This window comes from Pectobacterium carotovorum (assembly GCA_016415585.1).
Taxonomy (GTDB): domain Bacteria; phylum Pseudomonadota; class Gammaproteobacteria; order Enterobacterales; family Enterobacteriaceae; genus Pectobacterium; species Pectobacterium carotovorum_K.
On record CP066552.1, the window covers coordinates 4,425,163 to 4,442,010 of the forward strand.

Here is a 16,848-nt window from a genome sequence, read left to right on the forward strand (position 1 = left end):
CAAGATAAAAAACGGGGCCTGCATCGCATGGATTTACGTGATCTCAAATTATTCCTGCACCTCGCGGAAAGCCGACACTTTGGCCGTACCGCCAAGGCGATGCACATCAGCCCGTCCACGCTGTCGCGGCAAATTCAGCGGCTGGAAGAGGATTTAGGGCAGACGCTGTTTCTGCGTGATAACCGTACCGTACAGCTCACCGATGCCGGAGAGCACCTAAAGCTGTTCGCCCAGCAAACGCTGCTGCAATACCAGCAGCTACGCCACACGATAGACCAGCATGGGCCGTCATTAAGCGGCGAACTGCGGATCTTCTGTTCCGTCACCGCCGCCTACAGCCACCTGCCGCCGATTCTGGATCGCTTTCGGGCGCTGCACCCGCTGGTAGAAATTAAGCTGACAACCGGCGATGCCGCTGATGCCGTTGAGAAAATTCAGTCGAATGATGGGGATTTAGGGATTGCAGGACGCCCGGAGGCGCTCCCGGCCAGCGTTGACTTCATGCCGCTCGATAAGCTGCCTCTGGCGTTGATTATCCCGGCACTTCCTTGCCCCGTGCAGTCGCTGGTGCGGCAAACAGACCCAGACTGGTCGCAGATTCCATTCATCCTGCCGGAACACGGTCCGGTGCGTAAGCGCATCGATCTGTGGTTCCGACGCAACCACATCACCAATCCGCAAATTTACGCCACCATCTCCGGGCATGAAGCGATGGTATCGATGGTCGCGCTGGGCTGCGGCATCGCGCTGATTCCCAACGTCGTGCTGGAGAACAGCCCAGAACCGGTACGCAACCGCGTTTCTGTCCTTGTCGAACAGGTGATGGAACCGCTAGAACTCGGCGTGTGCGTACAGAAAAAACGGCTTAGCGAACCGCTGATTGCCGCCTTTTGGGACATATTACAGGACACGCCATGAAGATAGCCTTCACTGCCCTCATCGCCGCAGCGGTGACGTTAGCCTCCCTCTGCCACACTGCGCAAGCCGCCAGTTTTCCCTGCGAAAAAGCCGCCTCAGCGCAGGAGAAGCTGATTTGCGCCAGCCCGCTGCTCGGACAGTTGGATGAAGAACTGGCACAGGCATGGAAGACCTCCCGTGCGTCCCTGACAGCGTACGACAACAGCACACCGTGGGAAAAAACGCTCAACCAGTTTCAACGCAGTTGGCTGACCACACGCGATCAATGCAAAGACGAAGACTGTCTGCGCCAACGCTATCAGCAGCAGTTAAACCGGCTGCGCTATCTGAATGACATCGCGCAGCACGCACTCCCTTCACCGATTACGCCGGTGAAAAATACGTCCTGCTTCCACGGTTCATTCAGCTATGAGTATGTGATGTCAGGGCTTTCTGCCGAAGAGTACCGCGAGTTGGGTGATTATTTTCGGGAAATGTATGACCAGAAAGCGCCCTACCACGCCGTCAGCCTGACGATGACCAACCAGCGCGGCAAGATTGAGGGCGGCGCATCCATTGCATTCCGCTACGGTAACAAGCTGGATGATTCTGCCTTCACGGCCCGTCAGATGAGCGATGTACAAGCGATTGGCAAAGGCGAAAGCAGCTTCGGCCAGCAGGTGAAAATACTGCTCACCTGCATTGACGATGATCATCTGCAAATCGCCACCTTCGGCAGCAATCGGGAAGAAGGTTACCTGTTTAACTATTTGCTGGAGCGCGATAAAAACCCACTGGAGCAGCAGAAAACGCCGTAGCGTTGGCTCACTTTGGCTCTAGCGTTCAAACCACTTATCCGGCGAAAATGCCCGCGTATCGGACTCCGTTTCCTGCGCGGCTTTCTTCATGGTCTCGACATTCATCAGGTAATGATAGAGCGGTTCAAGCTGGGTAAAACCCTGTGACAGAACCGTCACCAGGTCACCGGAAAACAGCGCGTCCATATCCTGTCGGGTACATATCGCAGCAAACGACTTACGGTTATACCAGTCAGCCAGCTCCGGATCCTGACCTTTAATCAGCGGGCGTTTGTAGCTTTCGCCTTCCAGCGTGAAGGTATTGCCTAAACAACTCGCCACTTCAAGAAACTGTGACGGATTCCCGCGCAGCGTCTGACGGAACAGGTCCATCGTATTACGCGTCGCGCTGTAATAGCCCAGCCCGTAACGCCAGGTATCCGGCGTGATTTCAAAGAAATACACCGGCGCGTCCGTCCAGTCCTTACGTGTCCGTTTGAAAGTGAGCCACATATGGCTGCGATAACGTGATTTATCGTGAGAAAAGCGCGTGTCGCGGTGAATACGGGAGAGCGTTTTGCCGATGGCAGGACGCGTTTCAAAATGGTCGTCAATCTGCAACATGGTCAGACTGAGCTCATCCACCAGCGTACGGAACGGCGCAACCAGTTGCTCGTCGTAAATTGCACGATGCTCGTCAAACCACGCTTTATCGTTGTACTGACGCACCTGCTGAAGAAACGTTAAACCCGCTTGAGAAAAACCTGTGAACTGCGTTGCCATAAAGAAATGCCATCCCTGTTGCTGTCAGATGGCATTAAAGATAACGCCGCCGACGGTGAAACACCATCAGCGGTGGAAGGCCATATTCTACCGTGACAACAAGGCAATCAACCTAGTCTTATTAACGTTAGTCACGCATGACGGCACTTCACCACCCAAACCAACATATTTTTTATTTTCCCAAAGGAGGAATAAGGGCTCCCTGCTGACCTTCTACAAACGTTAACCATTTTATAATTACCGTTTTTCTTCACGGACTCCCCCAGAATACATCTATGTGATTTATTTCTGAGGCGTCATAGGCAAATAACCGTAGGATTTGACTTAATTTAGAACATACCACTGCAACCAATATGTTAACATTAGTATAATTTAATCTCGATAATTATTAACAACAAAATATCTGTAACAAGGCAATCATATAATGAAGACAGCATTAAAAGTTGGGTTAATCGGTATTGTCGTCCTTTCCGTTTCTGCTTGTGATAGTTTAGATCCAACCAGTCAGAAAGGCGTATTTTATTACAGCAACCCCACTGCCAGTAACCTTACATTTAAGGTTGATGGAAAAAATTATGATGTTTTACCGAATCATCGCGACACGATAAAACTTTCACCAGGCAAACATATATTAGAAAATAGCAAAGGTGAGAGTTTTTCATTCATGGTTTTTGATAATAACAACGGTGGAATTATCAATCCCAATAATTATACTTATTATACGTTATCAGAAGCTTATGCTGTCGAAGGCAAGGAAAAAAGATTTAACCCCATGACCTATGAGGTAATGATTAATGGTCACCAATTAGAGATGGCTGTCAGAAGCGCCAATGCTTCTGTAATTGATGCAAACATGTTCAAATGTACCTATCAATTAGGCGAAGTATTTCCTGAATCAATCACCGTCCATGATAGAACATCGAGTGGTAACATCCAATCTAAATGCTTTGATAAGCCAGAGTTAGTCGAATACATTGCAGAGGTATATGGTGAGAACCTTGCGGCTAATTCTATCGAAGAAAAAAATAAAGACTCCATAAATATGGTATTTAGTTATGATGTTCCTGCCACGAATGGGCTTAACCCTAGTATTCAGGCACCAGCAGAAAAACTAGTAGAGCTATTAAAAAACCTAAAAGAAACTGATGACACCGCTATTCATGAAAAATTAAGAAAACAATTCACTCAACTGAACATTGATCTAGTAAAAGCCTCTACCAGTACCAGAAAAACATCCTCCCACTCCGTTGAGCAAAATGAGAAATATAACGATTTCATTCATCAAACAGGATATTTATTCAGCTATGGTATTTTGGCTAAATAATTAAATTTTATTTTTACACAAAGGCCATAATGAAATGGCCTTTGTGATAATAACATAGAAATAAGTATATATTTCACCCCCCTCATCCTTAAATAATCCGTATGAGAAACACCGTCGGCGGTGTTACACACTTATCCAAGGGATAAGTATTAAGGGATATTGAGTTCACCGTCTAGCGACTCGATCCGTCTGTAGTTTTCGACCGCCTCGCAAAGGCTTTTATCTGAGAAATAAATAGGGCTATCTTTAATATACGGGTGTACTTTATACGCACAACGATGGACAACATAATTTTTCCACGCGGCTTGATCTGTTTTGAAGAGCTTAACTGCACTTTCCTCATCTTCCATAGTAATAAGTGTGGACAGAAAGCTTATTACTTCTTTATTTTTTTGTTCTAGTTTTTCTGTAGAATCGGCAAGCATTCGCTCAATACAAATATCCACTTCGTGATAGCTTTTCCCTTTCATAATATCTTTACATAATATTTTTTCCATCGAATCTAATTTACTCCAGTAAATCTCACCAAATGCAGGCGATATACCGTTCACCGCAAATAGCATCAACATACATAAATAGACATTTTTCATTTTTTCATCCTTAAATAACCCGCTCGATTTCTTCCTGCCTCAAATCTCAATAAATAAGCATCAGTCTCTATTTTATTTACGCCGTCTATGAAACACCATCGGCGGCGTGACACACTTATCCAAAGGATGAGCATTAAGGGATATTAAGCTCACCTTCTAGCGACTCGATCCGTCTGTAATTTTCTACAGCATGGCAAAGACGATGACTGGAAAAATAAATAGGACTATCTTTTATGAATACCAATTGTTTATATGAACAACGGCTATCAATATAATCTTTCCACGCAGCTTGCTCCATCTTTAAAAACTTAGAAAGATCTTCAAAATTTTCAAAAGATTCAAGTTTAGATAAATCATCTGTTATTTCTTTATTCCTCTTCTCCAGTTTTTCTGTCGAATCCGAGAGCATCAGATTAATACATAGATCAACTTTATTATAACCGCCCTCTTTCATCAGATCTTTACATAGCGTTTTTTCCATTACGTCCAGTTTGCTCCAGTAAATCTCGCCAAACGCAGGCGATATACCGCTTACAGAAAATAGCATCAACATACATAAATAGACATTTTTCATTTTTTCATCCTTAAATAGCCCGCTCGATTTCTTGCAGCCTCATATTTTAGCAACTCAGGCTCATTCTCTATAAACTTTATTAACAGATCGATATCATTTTTTGCGGCAACAGGAATCGTCTTCCTTCCAGGAATCCCTTGATAGGCAAGATCCACCAGAATATCTCTGATAGCAGGGTGAAGCTCATTCCAGTTCGCCCTATCAGGTACATTAGCGGAATAATCTGCGTATCGATTTTTCGCTATTTTTATATACCCACCATAAATCATATTAAACAAATCCACCTGCTGTTGATGTGTAATCACACCAATTTTTCCTTTGTACTCTTTCACGAAAGTGGCGGCAGCACTGCTCTTTAATCCAGCCGCCGTCACTATTAAACTCGTTTTTTCACTTCCAATACCAATTCTGAGCATATCCGAATAAATTTCGCCCTTGGTTCTCTTCCCCATGTCATAACCCCGCCCCAGTGTCACACCTGATTCAGGATTTCCCGGCCAGTGAATGACTCGGCTAAAAAAAGGGCTACCAGAGACATCATCCCCCTCTCCATCGAAGGTTATTTGTCCTTGAGGTACTCTTAGCATTGAGTAAATTCCTTTTTATTAATACGTAGCGCCAATGTACAAAATTATTTAGCATCTCTTTCGGTTAGTGATTAATCAATAAAAACAGCCACAAATAACATAATTATCAATGGCTGTATGTTTTATTGCCAAATAAAACTAAATGCCACTATCATTCCAGATACTATAACCTGATGTTCCCGCGACTTTATGCTCCCATGATATAGAACCATACTTCAATAAAACTTTTTCATATGGCATGACGTCATTATCATTAATCGAATGCGGATAGCTACAAGAAATATCAACAATGCGGGCATCGGTTAATTTAATGACATAAAACAACTCTAATTGCCCAGCGGCATTTATTCTATACAAAAAGAAATTTGCACTTAGCTTTTCATTGGAAGAAGTAGAAACACCCAGCAACGGGGAAGATTTGTCGATAAGCTTAATTATTTCAACGGGATGACAAGATAGATTATCAGCATGACTCATTGAATGGTTTAAACTTAATACTTGAATTTGATCTTCATGACCAATTTGGCTTCTATTACCAATTGACTGTAATGTTGAACAACCAGAAGAAATTAACCCCTGTTTATCACCCGTCAACTCTAAATAGATAATACTCGACATTTTTAGCGGCCTCTAAGAGTAAATACTATTAATGCACTGACGGTGTATCGAGCTTGAGTGAAAGCTTTCGCCCGTCTGACGTCTTCATTTCAACAAGATTACTTTGGGTCACTTGCATCAGAGAAAGGCATAACCTCATCATCAATGCGAGTATTTCCTCAGGAGGTAACGAACTATTAATAAGGCTACTTTTTAATTGTTCATTTAACTGAATGGCAAGTTTCTCTTTATTTTTCACACTCGGTCTCCATGTGTTAGTCCACGTTTCACCAAGCTAACCTAGAAAATAATAATTATCAATATTAAAGAGAATTAGAAAAGCAATGAATAATTGATTTTAAATTAATAACACGCCGTAATTAGATTTATTCAACAACGCCTTGAGAAAACTGCTGAAGAAACGTTAAACCCGCTTGAGAAAAACCCGTGAACTGCGTTGCCATAAAGAAATGCCATCCCTGTTGCTGTCAGATGGCATTAAAGATAACGCCGCCGACGGCGAAACACCATCGGCGGCGTTAGGAGAAAACTCAGCGCGTAATCAACTAACTTAACCCGCTAAAAAGAAGCGGAACGCCGGGTTATTGGTTTCATCGTGGCATTCATAGCCCAGTGCCTGTAGGTGCTGCTCGAATTCCCGATCGCCCGCATTCAGTTCGAACGCAGCCAAAACGCGGCCAAAATCCGTACCGTGGCTGCGGTAATGGAACAGCGAAATATTCCAGTGCGCCCCCAGCGTATGCAGGAATTTCAGTAACGCCCCCGGCGACTCTGGAAACTCAAAGCTGTACAGCCGTTCTTGTAGCGGTTTGGAAGGGCGTCCGCCGACCATATAGCGAACGTGCAGCTTCGCCATTTCATCATCGGACAAATCCACCACTTCATAACCGTCTGCGGACAGCTCGGCGATAATCTCCTGCCGTTCCGCATAGCCGCGCGTCAAACGCACACCGACAAAAATACAGGCGTCTTTGGCATCCGCGTAGCGATAGTTGAACTCGGTAACAGAACGGCCGCCCAACAGTTGGCAAAACTTCAGGAAGCTTCCCTGTTTCTCGGGGATCGTCACGGCCAGCAAGGCCTCACGCTGTTCACCTAGCTCGCAACGCTCGGAAACGTAACGTAACCCGTGGAAGTTGACGTTTGCACCGGACAGAATATGAGCCAGACGCTCGCCCTTAATCTGATGCTGTTGGATGTATTTTTTCATCCCCGCCAAGGCTAACGCCCCAGAGGGTTCAGCAATCGCACGGACATCTTCGAACAGATCTTTCACTGCCGCACAAATGGCATCGCTGTCGACGGTAATCACGTCGTCCAGATATTCCCGACACAGGCGGAAAGTCTCATCGCCGATACGTTTCACCGCCACGCCTTCGGCAAACAGCCCGACACGTGCCAAATCGACCGGTTGACCCGCATCCAGCGCCGCACGCAGACAGGCGGAATCTTCCGCTTCTACGCCGATCACCTGAATCTGCGGCATCAGCTGTTTGATCAGCACAGCAACACCTGCCGCCAAACCACCACCGCCGACCGGCACAAACACGCGATCCAGATGCGCATCCTGCTGTAGTAGTTCCATCGCCAACGTGCCCTGTCCAGCAATCACTGCAGGGTGATCGAACGGAGGCAGAAAGGTCATATGTTGCTGCTGTGACAGTTCAATGGCTTTAGCCTTGGCCTCATCAAAGTTGGCACCGTGTAGCAGCACTTCGCCGCCAAAACCCCGCACCGCATCCACCTTGATATCAGCCGTCGCCACTGGCATCACAATCAGAGATTTAATCCCCAGCTTGCTGGAAGAGAGCGCAACACCCTGCGCATGGTTACCGGCTGATGCCGTTACCACACCGTGTGATTTTTGCTCATCGCTCAGACCCGCCATCATCGCGTACGCGCCACGCAGTTTGAAACTGTGCACCGCGTGTCTGTCTTCACGTTTTACCAGAATGACATTACCCAGCCGCGAAGAGATCTTATCCATCTTCTCCAGCGGTGTGACCTGCGTGATTTCATACACTGGCGACCGCAAGATCGCCCGCAGGTACTCCGCGCCCCCCGGCGCGGCAGGAAGAGGTTGTGACACAGCCATCAGCATTAGCCTCCCAGCTTGCTTTTATCCCGCACAGCGCCTTTATCTGCGCTGGTTGCCAGCATGGCATACGCACGCAGCGCAAAAGAGACCTGACGTTCACGGTTATGTGGCGTCCAGGCCTGCTCACCTCTCGCCTCTTCCGCTTCGCGGCGGCTCGCTAACTCTGCATCATCTAGAACCAGCGCAATGCTGCGGTTCGGAATATCAATCGCGATGGTGTCACCGTCCTGTACCAGAGCAATGGTGCCGCCGCTGGCCGCTTCAGGAGACGCATGGCCGATAGACAGACCCGAGGTACCGCCGGAGAAGCGGCCGTCAGTGATCAGCGCACAACTTTTACCCAGTCCCATCGATTTCAGGTAGGTGGTCGGATACAGCATTTCCTGCATGCCCGGCCCGCCTTTTGGCCCTTCGTAGCGAATCACAACCACATCGCCCGCCACAACTTTACCGCCCAGAATAGCTTCTACCGCATCATCCTGACTTTCATAAACTTTTGCCGGACCGCGGAATACCAGGCTACCTTCATCCACGCCTGCAGTTTTCACAATACAGCCATTCTCTGCCAGATTGCCGTACAGCACGGCCAGACCGCCATCCTGACTGTAGGCATATTCACGCGAGCGGATGCAGCCTTCCTGACGATCGGTATCCAGTGAATCCCAGCGGCAATCCTGAGAAAACGCTTTGGTCGTACGGATACCCGCAGGGCCAGCGGAATACATGCTTTTCACACTGTCATCCTGCGTCAGCATGACGTCGTAGGCTTCCAGCGTTTCCGGCAGCGTTTTGCCCAGCACGTTGTTCACTTCACGGTTCAGCAGACCCGCTCTGTCCAGCTCGCCCAGAATACCGATCACGCCGCCCGCGCGGTGTACGTCTTCCATGTGGTATTTCTGCGTACTCGGCGCCACCTTACACAGATGAGGAACCTGACGTGACAGTCTGTCGATGTCGGTCATGGTGAAGTCCACTTCACCTTCCTGCGCTGCGGCTAACAGATGCAGAACGGTATTAGTGGAACCGCCCATCGCGATATCCAGAACCATGGCGTTTTCAAATGCGGCTTTATTAGCGATATTGCGCGGTAATACGCTTGCATCATCCTGCTCGTAGTAACGCTTCGCCAGACCGACAATGCGTTTGCCTGCGTTCAGGAACAGTTGCTTACGGTCGGCGTGCGTCGCCAACAGCGAACCGTTGCCCGGTTGAGATAAGCCCAGCGCTTCGGTCAGGCAGTTCATGGAGTTAGCGGTAAACATACCGGAGCAGGAGCCGCAGGTCGGACAGGCAGAACGCTCCACCTGCTCGCTCTGTTCATCAGAGACTTTCGGGTCCGCGCCCTGAATCATCGCATCCACCAGATCCAGCTTGATGATCTGATCGGATAGCTTGGTTTTCCCCGCTTCCATCGGGCCACCGGAAACAAAAATCACCGGAATATTCAGGCGCAGAGACGCCATTAACATCCCCGGGGTGATTTTGTCGCAGTTGGAAATACACACCATTGCATCCGCACAGTGGGCATTGACCATGTATTCCACGGAGTCGGCGATCAGTTCACGAGAAGGCAGGGAATAGAGCATGCCGCCGTGTCCCATCGCGATACCGTCATCAACTGCAATGGTGTTAAATTCTTTCGCGACGCCGCCGGAGGCTTCGATCTGCTCGGCAACCAGTTTCCCCAGATCGCGCAAGTGCACATGGCCCGGCACGAATTGGGTGAAGGAGTTAACCACCGCGATAATCGGTTTACCAAAATCGTCGTCGGTCATCCCGGTGGCGCGCCACAAGGCTCGGGCACCCGCCATATTACGGCCGTGTGTGGTTGTGGCTGAACGGTACTTAGGCATGCTCTTTTACTCCAAAAATTACGAATTTGGCGATGACGGAACGAGTCACCGCCTGACTGTCTGTCTCTATACCCGTTATATTTCAAGCTGCATGTGCGTTGGCATTCATCGCTCACCTCAGTCACTTACTGATGTAAGCTCCTGAGGATTCTCTGCGTCGCCGCGTTACGATGCTCATGACTGAGCATCGCCCTAAAGGGCTAACGCTTTGCGTTATTCAAAACGAACACGTTTTGTCCTGCAACTCGAACTATTTAGGGTATATAATTTAACGATTTATCGGATCCAACCAGCCCCATTTATCTTCGGTTTCACCCGTAAAGAGGCCGAAGAACGCCTGCTGCAAGGCTTTGGTGACCGGGCCGCGTTTGCCAGCACCGACCTGAATGCCGTCGACGCTGCGCACGGGGGTAATTTCTGCCGCAGTACCGGACATGAAAACTTCATCGGCCAGATACAGTGACTCGCGGGACAGCACTTGCTCACGCACTTCATAACCTGCGTCTTTCGCCAGTTTGATGATAGCGTCACGCGTAATACCTGGCAGCGCCGAAGAGGTAAACGGCGGCGTGAAGATAATACCGTCCTTCACTTCAAACAAGTTCTCGCCAGCACCTTCGGAAACATAACCGTGGACATCCAACGCGATCCCTTCTTGATAGCCGTGGCGACGCGCTTCGCTACCCACCAGCAGAGAGGACAGATAATTGCCACCCGCTTTTGCGGCGGTTGGAATGGTATTCGCCGCCACGCGATTCCAGGACGACACCATCGCATCGATGCCTGCTTCCAGCGCCTCTTCACCCAGATACGCGCCCCACGGGAAGGCGGCGATGATCACATCGGTTTGATAACCATCTGGCGGGTTAACACCCATACCCACATCACCAATGAACACCAGTGGACGAATATAGGCGCTGGTCAGGTTATTTTTACGCAGCGTTTCACGGCAGGCTTCCATCAGCTCATCTACGCTTTGCGCGACGGGCATACGGTAGATTTTTGCCGAATCACGCAGACGTTGCATGTGCTCACGGTGACGGAAAACCACCGGGCCCTTATGTGAATTGTAGCAACGAACGCCTTCAAAGACGGAGGTGCCATAATGTAGGGCATGCGACATGACGTGTACTTTTGCCTCAGCCCATGGAACCATCTCGCCATTGAACCAAATGTAATCCGCTTTTTTTGTCATTCTTCTTTTTCCTTACTCTTTTACGTTAGGCGCTGATCTGCTGTGATGTCGTCATCGGTTTAATGTCAACGCAGGCAATATCCAACAGCTTGCTCAATTGCGTTGACAATAAATCTACCGAACGATGGCTGGCAACGGTCAGTTCAATATTAATGTGATCGGTATTGGTGGTTTGCACCATATTCATCGCGCAAACTTTGAAACCGCGATGGCGGGTAACACGCAATACACGCTCCAGAACCTCGGGACGAAAGCGCGCCTGAATCGAAAGTTGATGGTGTGTCATTCTGTTGTCTCCAGCACTTATTCTGTGTAAGTCGGCCATTGTTCGGTTTTGTCGAGCTTAGTTTGGTTTTATCGAGCCTTACTTGGTTTTATCAAGCATCGTTTCGTTGCCCGCACCCGGCGGAACCAGTGGCCAAACGTTTTCGTACTCATCAATCGATACGTGTAATAAATAGGGTCCTTCGCTGTTAAACAGGGCATCCAGCGCGACATCAATTTGATCTTTACGGGTGATGCGCTGGCCAGGGATATCAAACGCGCTTGCCAGCGTCAGGAAATCAGGGTTATCGGAGAGGTCGGTTTCACTGTAGCGTTCATCAAAGAATAACTGCTGCCACTGGCGCACCATACCTAACCGTTGGTTATCCAGCAGCACGATCTTCAACGGCAGCCGTTTTCGTTTGATGGTGCCCAATTCCTGAACATTCATCATGAAAGAACCATCGCCGGAAATGCAGATAACCATGTCGTCCGGGCGCGCAACCTGTGCGCCTACCGCAGCGGGTACACCAAAGCCCATCGTGCCGAGGCCGCTGGAGGTGATGAAATTCTCAGGACGGCTGAACGTCATATGCTGTGCGGCCCACATCTGGTGCTGGCCCACATCGGTCGTGACCACCGTATCCGCATCCATTCGTTCGGAGATCGTTTTCAGCAGCGCAGGCGCATAAATCGCCTGACCGGGATGATCATAACGCCACGGGTATTCTGCCTTCATCATGGCCGCCTGCTGGCGCCACGCGCTGACGTTCAGCGGCTGTTGCAGCGCAGGTAATATCGTTTTCAGATCGCCTTGCAACGCGACATTAGCATGACGCAATTTGCTCAATTCTGCTGGGTCGATATCCATATGAATAACACTGGCGTGAGGCGCGAAGGCGTTCAGTTTGCCGGTCACGCGGTCATCAAAACGCGCCCCGACCGCGATTAACAAATCGCACTCCTGCACAATCAGGTTCGCCGCCTTCGTGCCGTGCATACCAATCATACCGAGGTAATAGGGATGATTGGCATCCACGGCACCCAGCCCTTTCAGGGTAGAAACGGAAGGGATATCCGTTACGCTCAGGAATTCACGCAGTGCCGGAACCGCATTCGCCATGCCGACCCCACCGCCAACGTACAGCACCGGTTTTTGCGCTTTCGCTAACAGAGCGTACGCCTGCGCAATATCTTGCTCGGGGAAATCAACATCGTTAGCAACGGGCGCAAAGTTTGGAGTGAAATCCCCCACCGCCAGTTGGATATCTTTAGGAATATCGACCAGAACAGGGCCAGGGCGACCACTGTTGGCAATCGCGAACGCTTCTGCCATCACTTCCGGCAGTGATTCAAGAGACTCAACCAGAAAACTGTGTTTCGTACAGGCCAGCGACAGCCCCAGCACGTCGATCTCCTGAAAAGCATCGGTGCCGATCAGCGCCGATCCCACCTGCCCAGTGATCGCGACCACAGGGACAGAATCCAGCAGCGCATCGGCCAAACCGGTGATCAGGTTCGTTGCTCCTGGGCCAGATGTCGCAATGCAGACGCCCACGTTGCCTGTGGAGCGAGCATAGCCAATCGCCGCCATCACCGCGCCTTGCTCGTGGCGACACAGCAGGTGTTTAACGCCGCCGTCATAAAGTGCATCATAGACTGGCATTATCGCGCCCCCCGGATAACCAAAAACGGTTTCCACTCCCTGCGCTCGCAACGCTTGAACCACCCACTGTGCTCCATTCATAGTTATTTCCCCGACATCTTATGGGAATAACAGAATTTTATGCTGATGTTCATTTTCTGTTCCTTTCCGTTATAGATTACGCCCAACAAAAAACCCCCGACCTTTCGGTGCGGGGGTTTTCTTGAATTAGGCCTTGATTTCTAAGCCATTCTTCGTCCAAGTGCAGCCCCGCACGGTGGGATAATAATCACCACCACGCTAATCACGACTAGGCTAATCACTAGGGATAGGGCTTTCATAATAGGTTGTTCATTAATCTTCTGTCGAACGAATGCCTACAGAGTTATCACAGTCAGACATGGCCTGACAACCATTTTTTTTCATTGCCACCCGTAAGGATTACCTATGATACGGGAAAAAATACAACGTAATCATAAGGTAGAAGCACACCAAATTATTTTCGCTCATTGGCGTAAAAATGAGCGTTGTCCGAGAAACGTGGCAGATAAAAGCGGGAGCCGTCGATCGTCGGATAGCGTTAAGCGATCGGTTCACCTTAGATAATTGCGGCGCATCGCGCACAAATGTTACTCATTACTGCAACAGTGAATTATTTCATGACACCGCCGCGCAGAGTGGCGAAGACGGTCTCTACTTCTTCTCCCTTGCCAGACATGATGCAAACCATCAGCAAAGGGGAAATAGCATGTCATTGGCAGTTACCTATACTCGGGCAATGATTGGTGTACAAGCACCGGACGTTTATATCGAAGTTCACATCAGCAGCGGGCTGCCGGCCCTAACGCTGGTGGGCTTACCTGAAACCACCGTCAAGGAAGCGCGCGATCGCGTGCGCAGCGCACTCATCAATTGCGGATTTACCTTTCCAGCAAAGCGCATCACGGTCAATCTCGCTCCCGCAGACTTGCCAAAAGAAGGGGGACGCTACGATCTGCCGATTGCTCTGGCGATTCTGGCGGCCTCAGAACAAATCGATGGTGAAAAGCTAAGCCGCTACGAGTTTCTTGGCGAACTCGGTCTGTCTGGCACCTTACGTGGCGTCAATGGCGCGATTCCCGCCGCATTAGAAGCCATAAAAGCAGGCCGCCAGCTTATCCTGCCAGATGACAATAAACGGGAGATGACACTGATACCACAGGGTGAAGCGCTAATGGCCGGGCATTTGTTGGACGTGTGTGCTTTTCTCAGTGGGGAAGAGGAATTGCTCAGTTGCTCCGACATGACGCCCGTTCCACCGATCGAGGAAGATACCCTCGATCTGAAGGATATCATCGGTCAGGAGCAGGCTAAACGCGCGTTGGAAATCGCGGCGGCAGGCGGCCATAACTTGCTCTTACTGGGGCCACCGGGAACCGGGAAAACCATGCTGGCAAGCCGATTAGGCAATCTGATGCCGTCATTAAGCGATGAAGAAGCGCTGGAAAGCGCCGCTATCAACAGTCTAATCAACATTGATGCCACCATGACGCGCTGGCGAGCCAGGCCATTCAGAGCACCTCACCATAGTTCCTCCATGGCTGCGCTCGTGGGCGGAGGGTCGCTGCCCAAACCCGGAGAGATCTCGCTCGCCCACAACGGCGTGCTATTTCTGGATGAATTACCGGAGTTTGAGCGACGCGTTTTAGACTCACTACGAGAGCCTCTGGAGTCCGGTGAAATTATCATTTCCCGCACTCGGGCTAAAGTGTGCTACCCAGCACGGGTGCAGCTCGTCGCCGCAATGAACCCCAGCCCTTCAGGCCACTATCAGGGCGTTCATAACCGATTGCCAGCACAACAAATACTGCGCTATCTCAGCAAACTTTCCGGCCCCTTTTTGGATCGCTTTGACCTTTCTATCGAAGTCCCTTTGCTGCCACCTGGGGTGTTATCTCAGCAGCATTATCAAGGCGAAAGCAGCGCGACGATTCGCGAACGCGTGCTGACCGCACGGCAAATACAGCTGAAGCGGGCAAATAAAATCAACGCACTGCTCACTTCACGCGAAATAGAAAAACACTGCGGATTGGAGATGGCTGATGCGGCCTATCTGGAAGAGGTGATGAACAAACTTGGCTTATCTGTACGTGCGTGGCACAGGATATTGAAAGTCGCGCGCACGATAGCTGACCTCGGCGATCGGGACAACATAGAGAGAAAACACCTTGCCGAAGCGCTGAGCTATCGCTGTATGGATCGATTGCTCATCCAGCTCCACAAAAGCCTTGAATAGCGAGAGCGCTATATGGGTTCGCCACAAAAGGAAATGGGGCTAACGCCCCATTCTTAATTAATCATCGCTTTCAGTGTATTCTTCCACCGCATCCATCTGCGGCTTACCACCAGACAACGTATGGAAGCGTTTAGGACGACGGATACGATCCAGATATTTGGACCAAATTTTTTCCAGTTCCGTTTCCGCTTTACGTTCGCCGCGGCACATTGCAACAAACGATGTCTCTTCCTCAGTCACTGGTTCACGTTTACCCAAATCCAGCTCGTTAAACGCGTAACCGTGGCGCTCCAACAATTGTGCTTCTTTAATCGTAAAGTCGCCATGTCGGGAAAAACCACGCGGGTAGAACTTGTTATCAAAAAAACGATTAGTGGTAGAGAAGCTTTCTGCCATCTTACACGCTCCTAATTCTTCTATGGTCGTGTTGTTTATGGCGCGGAGTATTAGATAGGCTTGACATTGTGTAAAACAAAACATTTAAATCATTACGACAAAAATTTTTTGGAGATGGGCGTGGATACCGAATTACTAAAAACCTTTCTGGAAGTCAGCAGGACAAGACACTTTGGCCGTGCCGCCGAATCCCTGTATCTCACGCAGTCAGCGGTGAGTTTTCGGATTCGCCAGTTAGAGACGCAGCTTGGTGCCAACCTGTTCACGCGCCATCGGAACAACATACGCCTGACGCCCGCTGGAGAACGGCTTCTGCCCTATGCGGAAAGCCTTATCGGTACCTGGCAGATTGCCAAAAAAGAAGTCGCACGCTCGCAGCAACACAGCCTGCTTTCGGTAGGAGCAACGGCGTCACTCTGGGAGGCATATCTGACTCCCTGGCTACAATCGCTGTATCAACAGCGCCCGCTGCTCCAGCTAGAAGCGCGCATTGCCTTACGTCACTCGCTGGTAAAACAACTCCATGAGCGTCAGTTGGATCTGTTGATTACGACCGAACAACCAAAAATGGAAGAATTGGCAAGTCAGCTGCTGGGCAACTTCTCCCTTTCGCTGTTTGCTGCAGAAGCGCACCCACCCGGGCAGGAACTGCCCTATATAAAATTGGAGTGGGGCGCAGACTTTCATCAGCAGGAACATCGCCTATTAGCCAGCGATCAGCTTCCCGTTTTGACAACAACATCAGCCCAGTTGACCCGCCAACTGCTTGAAACAACCGGCGGCTGCGCGTTTTTACCCAGCCATTGGTTACAAACCTATTCCAACCTGCGGATAGTTGGCGACAGTCAGCCCGTCGTGCGCCCGTTTTACGCCGTTTGGTTACAAAACAGCGATCAGCAGACGATGATTCGTCAATTGCTGAAAACGCCTATTGTGATTAATCCATGAGCTA

The 16,848-nt window shown here is 49.6% G+C and carries 19 protein-coding genes; 6 read left to right on the forward strand and 13 right to left on the reverse strand.

Annotated features, from left to right (window positions below):
- Window positions 1-27: 27 nt before the first annotated feature.
- Together ilvY and JFY74_19740 are read left to right on the forward strand one after the other, a co-directional pair.
- Window positions 28-918: an HTH-type transcriptional activator IlvY gene (ilvY, locus tag JFY74_19735; protein QQG28251.1), complete on the forward strand. Its 891-nt coding sequence runs from the start codon at window positions 28-30 to the stop codon at window positions 916-918.
- On the forward strand, window positions 915-1,715 hold the full coding sequence (locus tag JFY74_19740) for a hypothetical protein (GenBank protein ID QQG28252.1): 801 nt from the start codon (window positions 915-917) through the stop codon (window positions 1,713-1,715). Before ilvY ends, JFY74_19740 begins: the two co-directional genes overlap by 4 nt.
- Window positions 1,716-1,733: 18 nt before the next feature.
- Here the strand turns inward: JFY74_19740 and JFY74_19745 are convergent, their stop codons facing one another.
- Entirely contained in the window at window positions 1,734-2,477 is a 744-nt protein-coding gene (locus JFY74_19745; GenBank protein ID QQG28253.1) for a DUF2461 domain-containing protein, read from the reverse strand.
- A gap of 424 nt (window positions 2,478-2,901) precedes the next feature.
- Between JFY74_19745 and JFY74_19750 the strand changes: the two genes are divergently transcribed.
- Window positions 2,902-3,801, forward strand: a complete 900-nt coding sequence (locus JFY74_19750; protein ID QQG28254.1) for a hypothetical protein — start codon at window positions 2,902-2,904, stop codon at window positions 3,799-3,801.
- A 149-nt stretch (window positions 3,802-3,950) separates the two neighbouring features.
- On the opposite strand, the gene JFY74_19755 is transcribed toward JFY74_19750, so the two are convergent.
- From JFY74_19755 to JFY74_19775, 5 genes are all read right to left on the reverse strand, one after another.
- A complete protein-coding gene (locus JFY74_19755) occupies window positions 3,951-4,391 on the reverse strand; it encodes a DUF1311 domain-containing protein (protein ID QQG28255.1) in 441 nt (146 codons plus the stop codon).
- A gap of 133 nt (window positions 4,392-4,524) precedes the next feature.
- A complete protein-coding gene (locus JFY74_19760) occupies window positions 4,525-4,965 on the reverse strand; it encodes a DUF1311 domain-containing protein (GenBank protein ID QQG28256.1) in 441 nt (146 codons plus the stop codon).
- Complete coding sequence (locus JFY74_19765; protein QQG28257.1) at window positions 4,962-5,552, reverse strand: calcium-binding protein; 591 nt, start codon at window positions 5,550-5,552, stop codon at window positions 4,962-4,964. Before JFY74_19765 ends, JFY74_19760 begins: the two co-directional genes overlap by 4 nt.
- A 138-nt stretch (window positions 5,553-5,690) precedes the next feature.
- Window positions 5,691-6,170, reverse strand: coding sequence for an Hcp family type VI secretion system effector (locus JFY74_19770; protein QQG28258.1), 480 nt, complete (start codon window positions 6,168-6,170; stop codon window positions 5,691-5,693).
- Window positions 6,171-6,198: 28 nt separating this feature from the next.
- Window positions 6,199-6,408, reverse strand: a complete 210-nt coding sequence (locus JFY74_19775) for a hypothetical protein (protein ID QQG28259.1) — start codon at window positions 6,406-6,408, stop codon at window positions 6,199-6,201.
- 175 nt (window positions 6,409-6,583) lie between these two features.
- Between JFY74_19775 and JFY74_19780 the strand changes: the two genes are divergently transcribed.
- On the forward strand, window positions 6,584-6,724 hold the full coding sequence (locus JFY74_19780; protein ID QQG28260.1) for a hypothetical protein: 141 nt from the start codon (window positions 6,584-6,586) through the stop codon (window positions 6,722-6,724).
- On the opposite strand, the gene ilvA is transcribed toward JFY74_19780, so the two are convergent.
- The 6 genes from ilvA to ilvL form a co-directional block, all read right to left on the reverse strand.
- Window positions 6,721-8,265 (reverse strand): threonine ammonia-lyase, biosynthetic, encoded by a 1,545-nt coding sequence (gene ilvA, locus JFY74_19785; protein QQG28261.1) that lies wholly within the window; start codon window positions 8,263-8,265, stop codon window positions 6,721-6,723. The two genes, JFY74_19780 and ilvA, sit on opposite strands and share 4 nt — an antisense overlap.
- A gap of 5 nt (window positions 8,266-8,270) precedes the next feature.
- Window positions 8,271-10,121, reverse strand: coding sequence for a dihydroxy-acid dehydratase (gene ilvD / locus JFY74_19790; protein ID QQG28262.1), 1,851 nt, complete (start codon window positions 10,119-10,121; stop codon window positions 8,271-8,273).
- A 268-nt stretch (window positions 10,122-10,389) separates the two neighbouring features.
- Window positions 10,390-11,316: a branched-chain amino acid transaminase gene (locus JFY74_19795; GenBank protein ID QQG28263.1), complete on the reverse strand. Its 927-nt coding sequence runs from the start codon at window positions 11,314-11,316 to the stop codon at window positions 10,390-10,392.
- Window positions 11,317-11,341: 25 nt separating this feature from the next.
- Complete coding sequence (ilvM, locus tag JFY74_19800; GenBank protein ID QQG28264.1) at window positions 11,342-11,602, reverse strand: acetolactate synthase 2 small subunit; 261 nt, start codon at window positions 11,600-11,602, stop codon at window positions 11,342-11,344.
- A 78-nt stretch (window positions 11,603-11,680) separates the two neighbouring features.
- Entirely contained in the window at window positions 11,681-13,327 is a 1,647-nt protein-coding gene (locus tag JFY74_19805; protein QQG28265.1) for an acetolactate synthase 2 catalytic subunit, read from the reverse strand.
- Window positions 13,328-13,467: 140 nt separating this feature from the next.
- Window positions 13,468-13,566, reverse strand: a complete 99-nt coding sequence (ilvL, locus tag JFY74_19810) for an ilv operon leader peptide (protein QQG28266.1) — start codon at window positions 13,564-13,566, stop codon at window positions 13,468-13,470.
- Window positions 13,567-13,973: 407 nt separating this feature from the next.
- Here ilvL and JFY74_19815 point away from each other — a divergent pair, with 407 nt between their 5' ends.
- Window positions 13,974-15,500: a YifB family Mg chelatase-like AAA ATPase gene (locus JFY74_19815; GenBank protein QQG28267.1), complete on the forward strand. Its 1,527-nt coding sequence runs from the start codon at window positions 13,974-13,976 to the stop codon at window positions 15,498-15,500.
- Between the two features lie 57 nt (window positions 15,501-15,557).
- Here the strand turns inward: JFY74_19815 and JFY74_19820 are convergent, their stop codons facing one another.
- Entirely contained in the window at window positions 15,558-15,896 is a 339-nt protein-coding gene (locus tag JFY74_19820) for a DUF413 domain-containing protein (protein QQG28268.1), read from the reverse strand.
- A gap of 120 nt (window positions 15,897-16,016) precedes the next feature.
- Between JFY74_19820 and hdfR the strand changes: the two genes are divergently transcribed.
- Window positions 16,017-16,844, forward strand: coding sequence for an HTH-type transcriptional regulator HdfR (hdfR, locus tag JFY74_19825; GenBank protein QQG28269.1), 828 nt, complete (start codon window positions 16,017-16,019; stop codon window positions 16,842-16,844).
- The last annotated feature ends 4 nt before the right edge of the window (window positions 16,845-16,848 follow it).

Bases quoted from the DNA above. Each gene is read 5' to 3' on its own strand.
- ilvY (QQG28251.1), top strand. From the start codon at position 28: ATGGATTTACGTGATCTCAAATTATTCCTGCACCTCGCGGAAAGCCGA.
- JFY74_19740 (QQG28252.1), top strand. From the start codon at position 915: ATGAAGATAGCCTTCACTGCCCTCATCGCCGCAGCGGTGACGTTAGCC.
- JFY74_19745 (QQG28253.1), bottom strand. From the start codon at position 2,477: ATGGCAACGCAGTTCACAGGTTTTTCTCAAGCGGGTTTAACGTTTCTT.
- JFY74_19750 (QQG28254.1), top strand. From the start codon at position 2,902: ATGAAGACAGCATTAAAAGTTGGGTTAATCGGTATTGTCGTCCTTTCC.
- JFY74_19755 (QQG28255.1), bottom strand. From the start codon at position 4,391: ATGAAAAATGTCTATTTATGTATGTTGATGCTATTTGCGGTGAACGGT.
- JFY74_19760 (QQG28256.1), bottom strand. From the start codon at position 4,965: ATGAAAAATGTCTATTTATGTATGTTGATGCTATTTTCTGTAAGCGGT.
- JFY74_19765 (QQG28257.1), bottom strand. From the start codon at position 5,552: ATGCTAAGAGTACCTCAAGGACAAATAACCTTCGATGGAGAGGGGGAT.
- JFY74_19770 (QQG28258.1), bottom strand. From the start codon at position 6,170: ATGTCGAGTATTATCTATTTAGAGTTGACGGGTGATAAACAGGGGTTA.
- ilvA (QQG28261.1), bottom strand. From the start codon at position 8,265: ATGGCTGTGTCACAACCTCTTCCTGCCGCGCCGGGGGGCGCGGAGTAC.
- ilvD (QQG28262.1), bottom strand. From the start codon at position 10,121: ATGCCTAAGTACCGTTCAGCCACAACCACACACGGCCGTAATATGGCG.
- JFY74_19795 (QQG28263.1), bottom strand. From the start codon at position 11,316: ATGACAAAAAAAGCGGATTACATTTGGTTCAATGGCGAGATGGTTCCA.
- ilvM (QQG28264.1), bottom strand. From the start codon at position 11,602: ATGACACACCATCAACTTTCGATTCAGGCGCGCTTTCGTCCCGAGGTT.
- JFY74_19805 (QQG28265.1), bottom strand. From the start codon at position 13,327: ATGAATGGAGCACAGTGGGTGGTTCAAGCGTTGCGAGCGCAGGGAGTG.
- ilvL (QQG28266.1), bottom strand. From the start codon at position 13,566: ATGAAAGCCCTATCCCTAGTGATTAGCCTAGTCGTGATTAGCGTGGTG.
- JFY74_19815 (QQG28267.1), top strand. From the start codon at position 13,974: ATGTCATTGGCAGTTACCTATACTCGGGCAATGATTGGTGTACAAGCA.
- JFY74_19820 (QQG28268.1), bottom strand. From the start codon at position 15,896: ATGGCAGAAAGCTTCTCTACCACTAATCGTTTTTTTGATAACAAGTTC.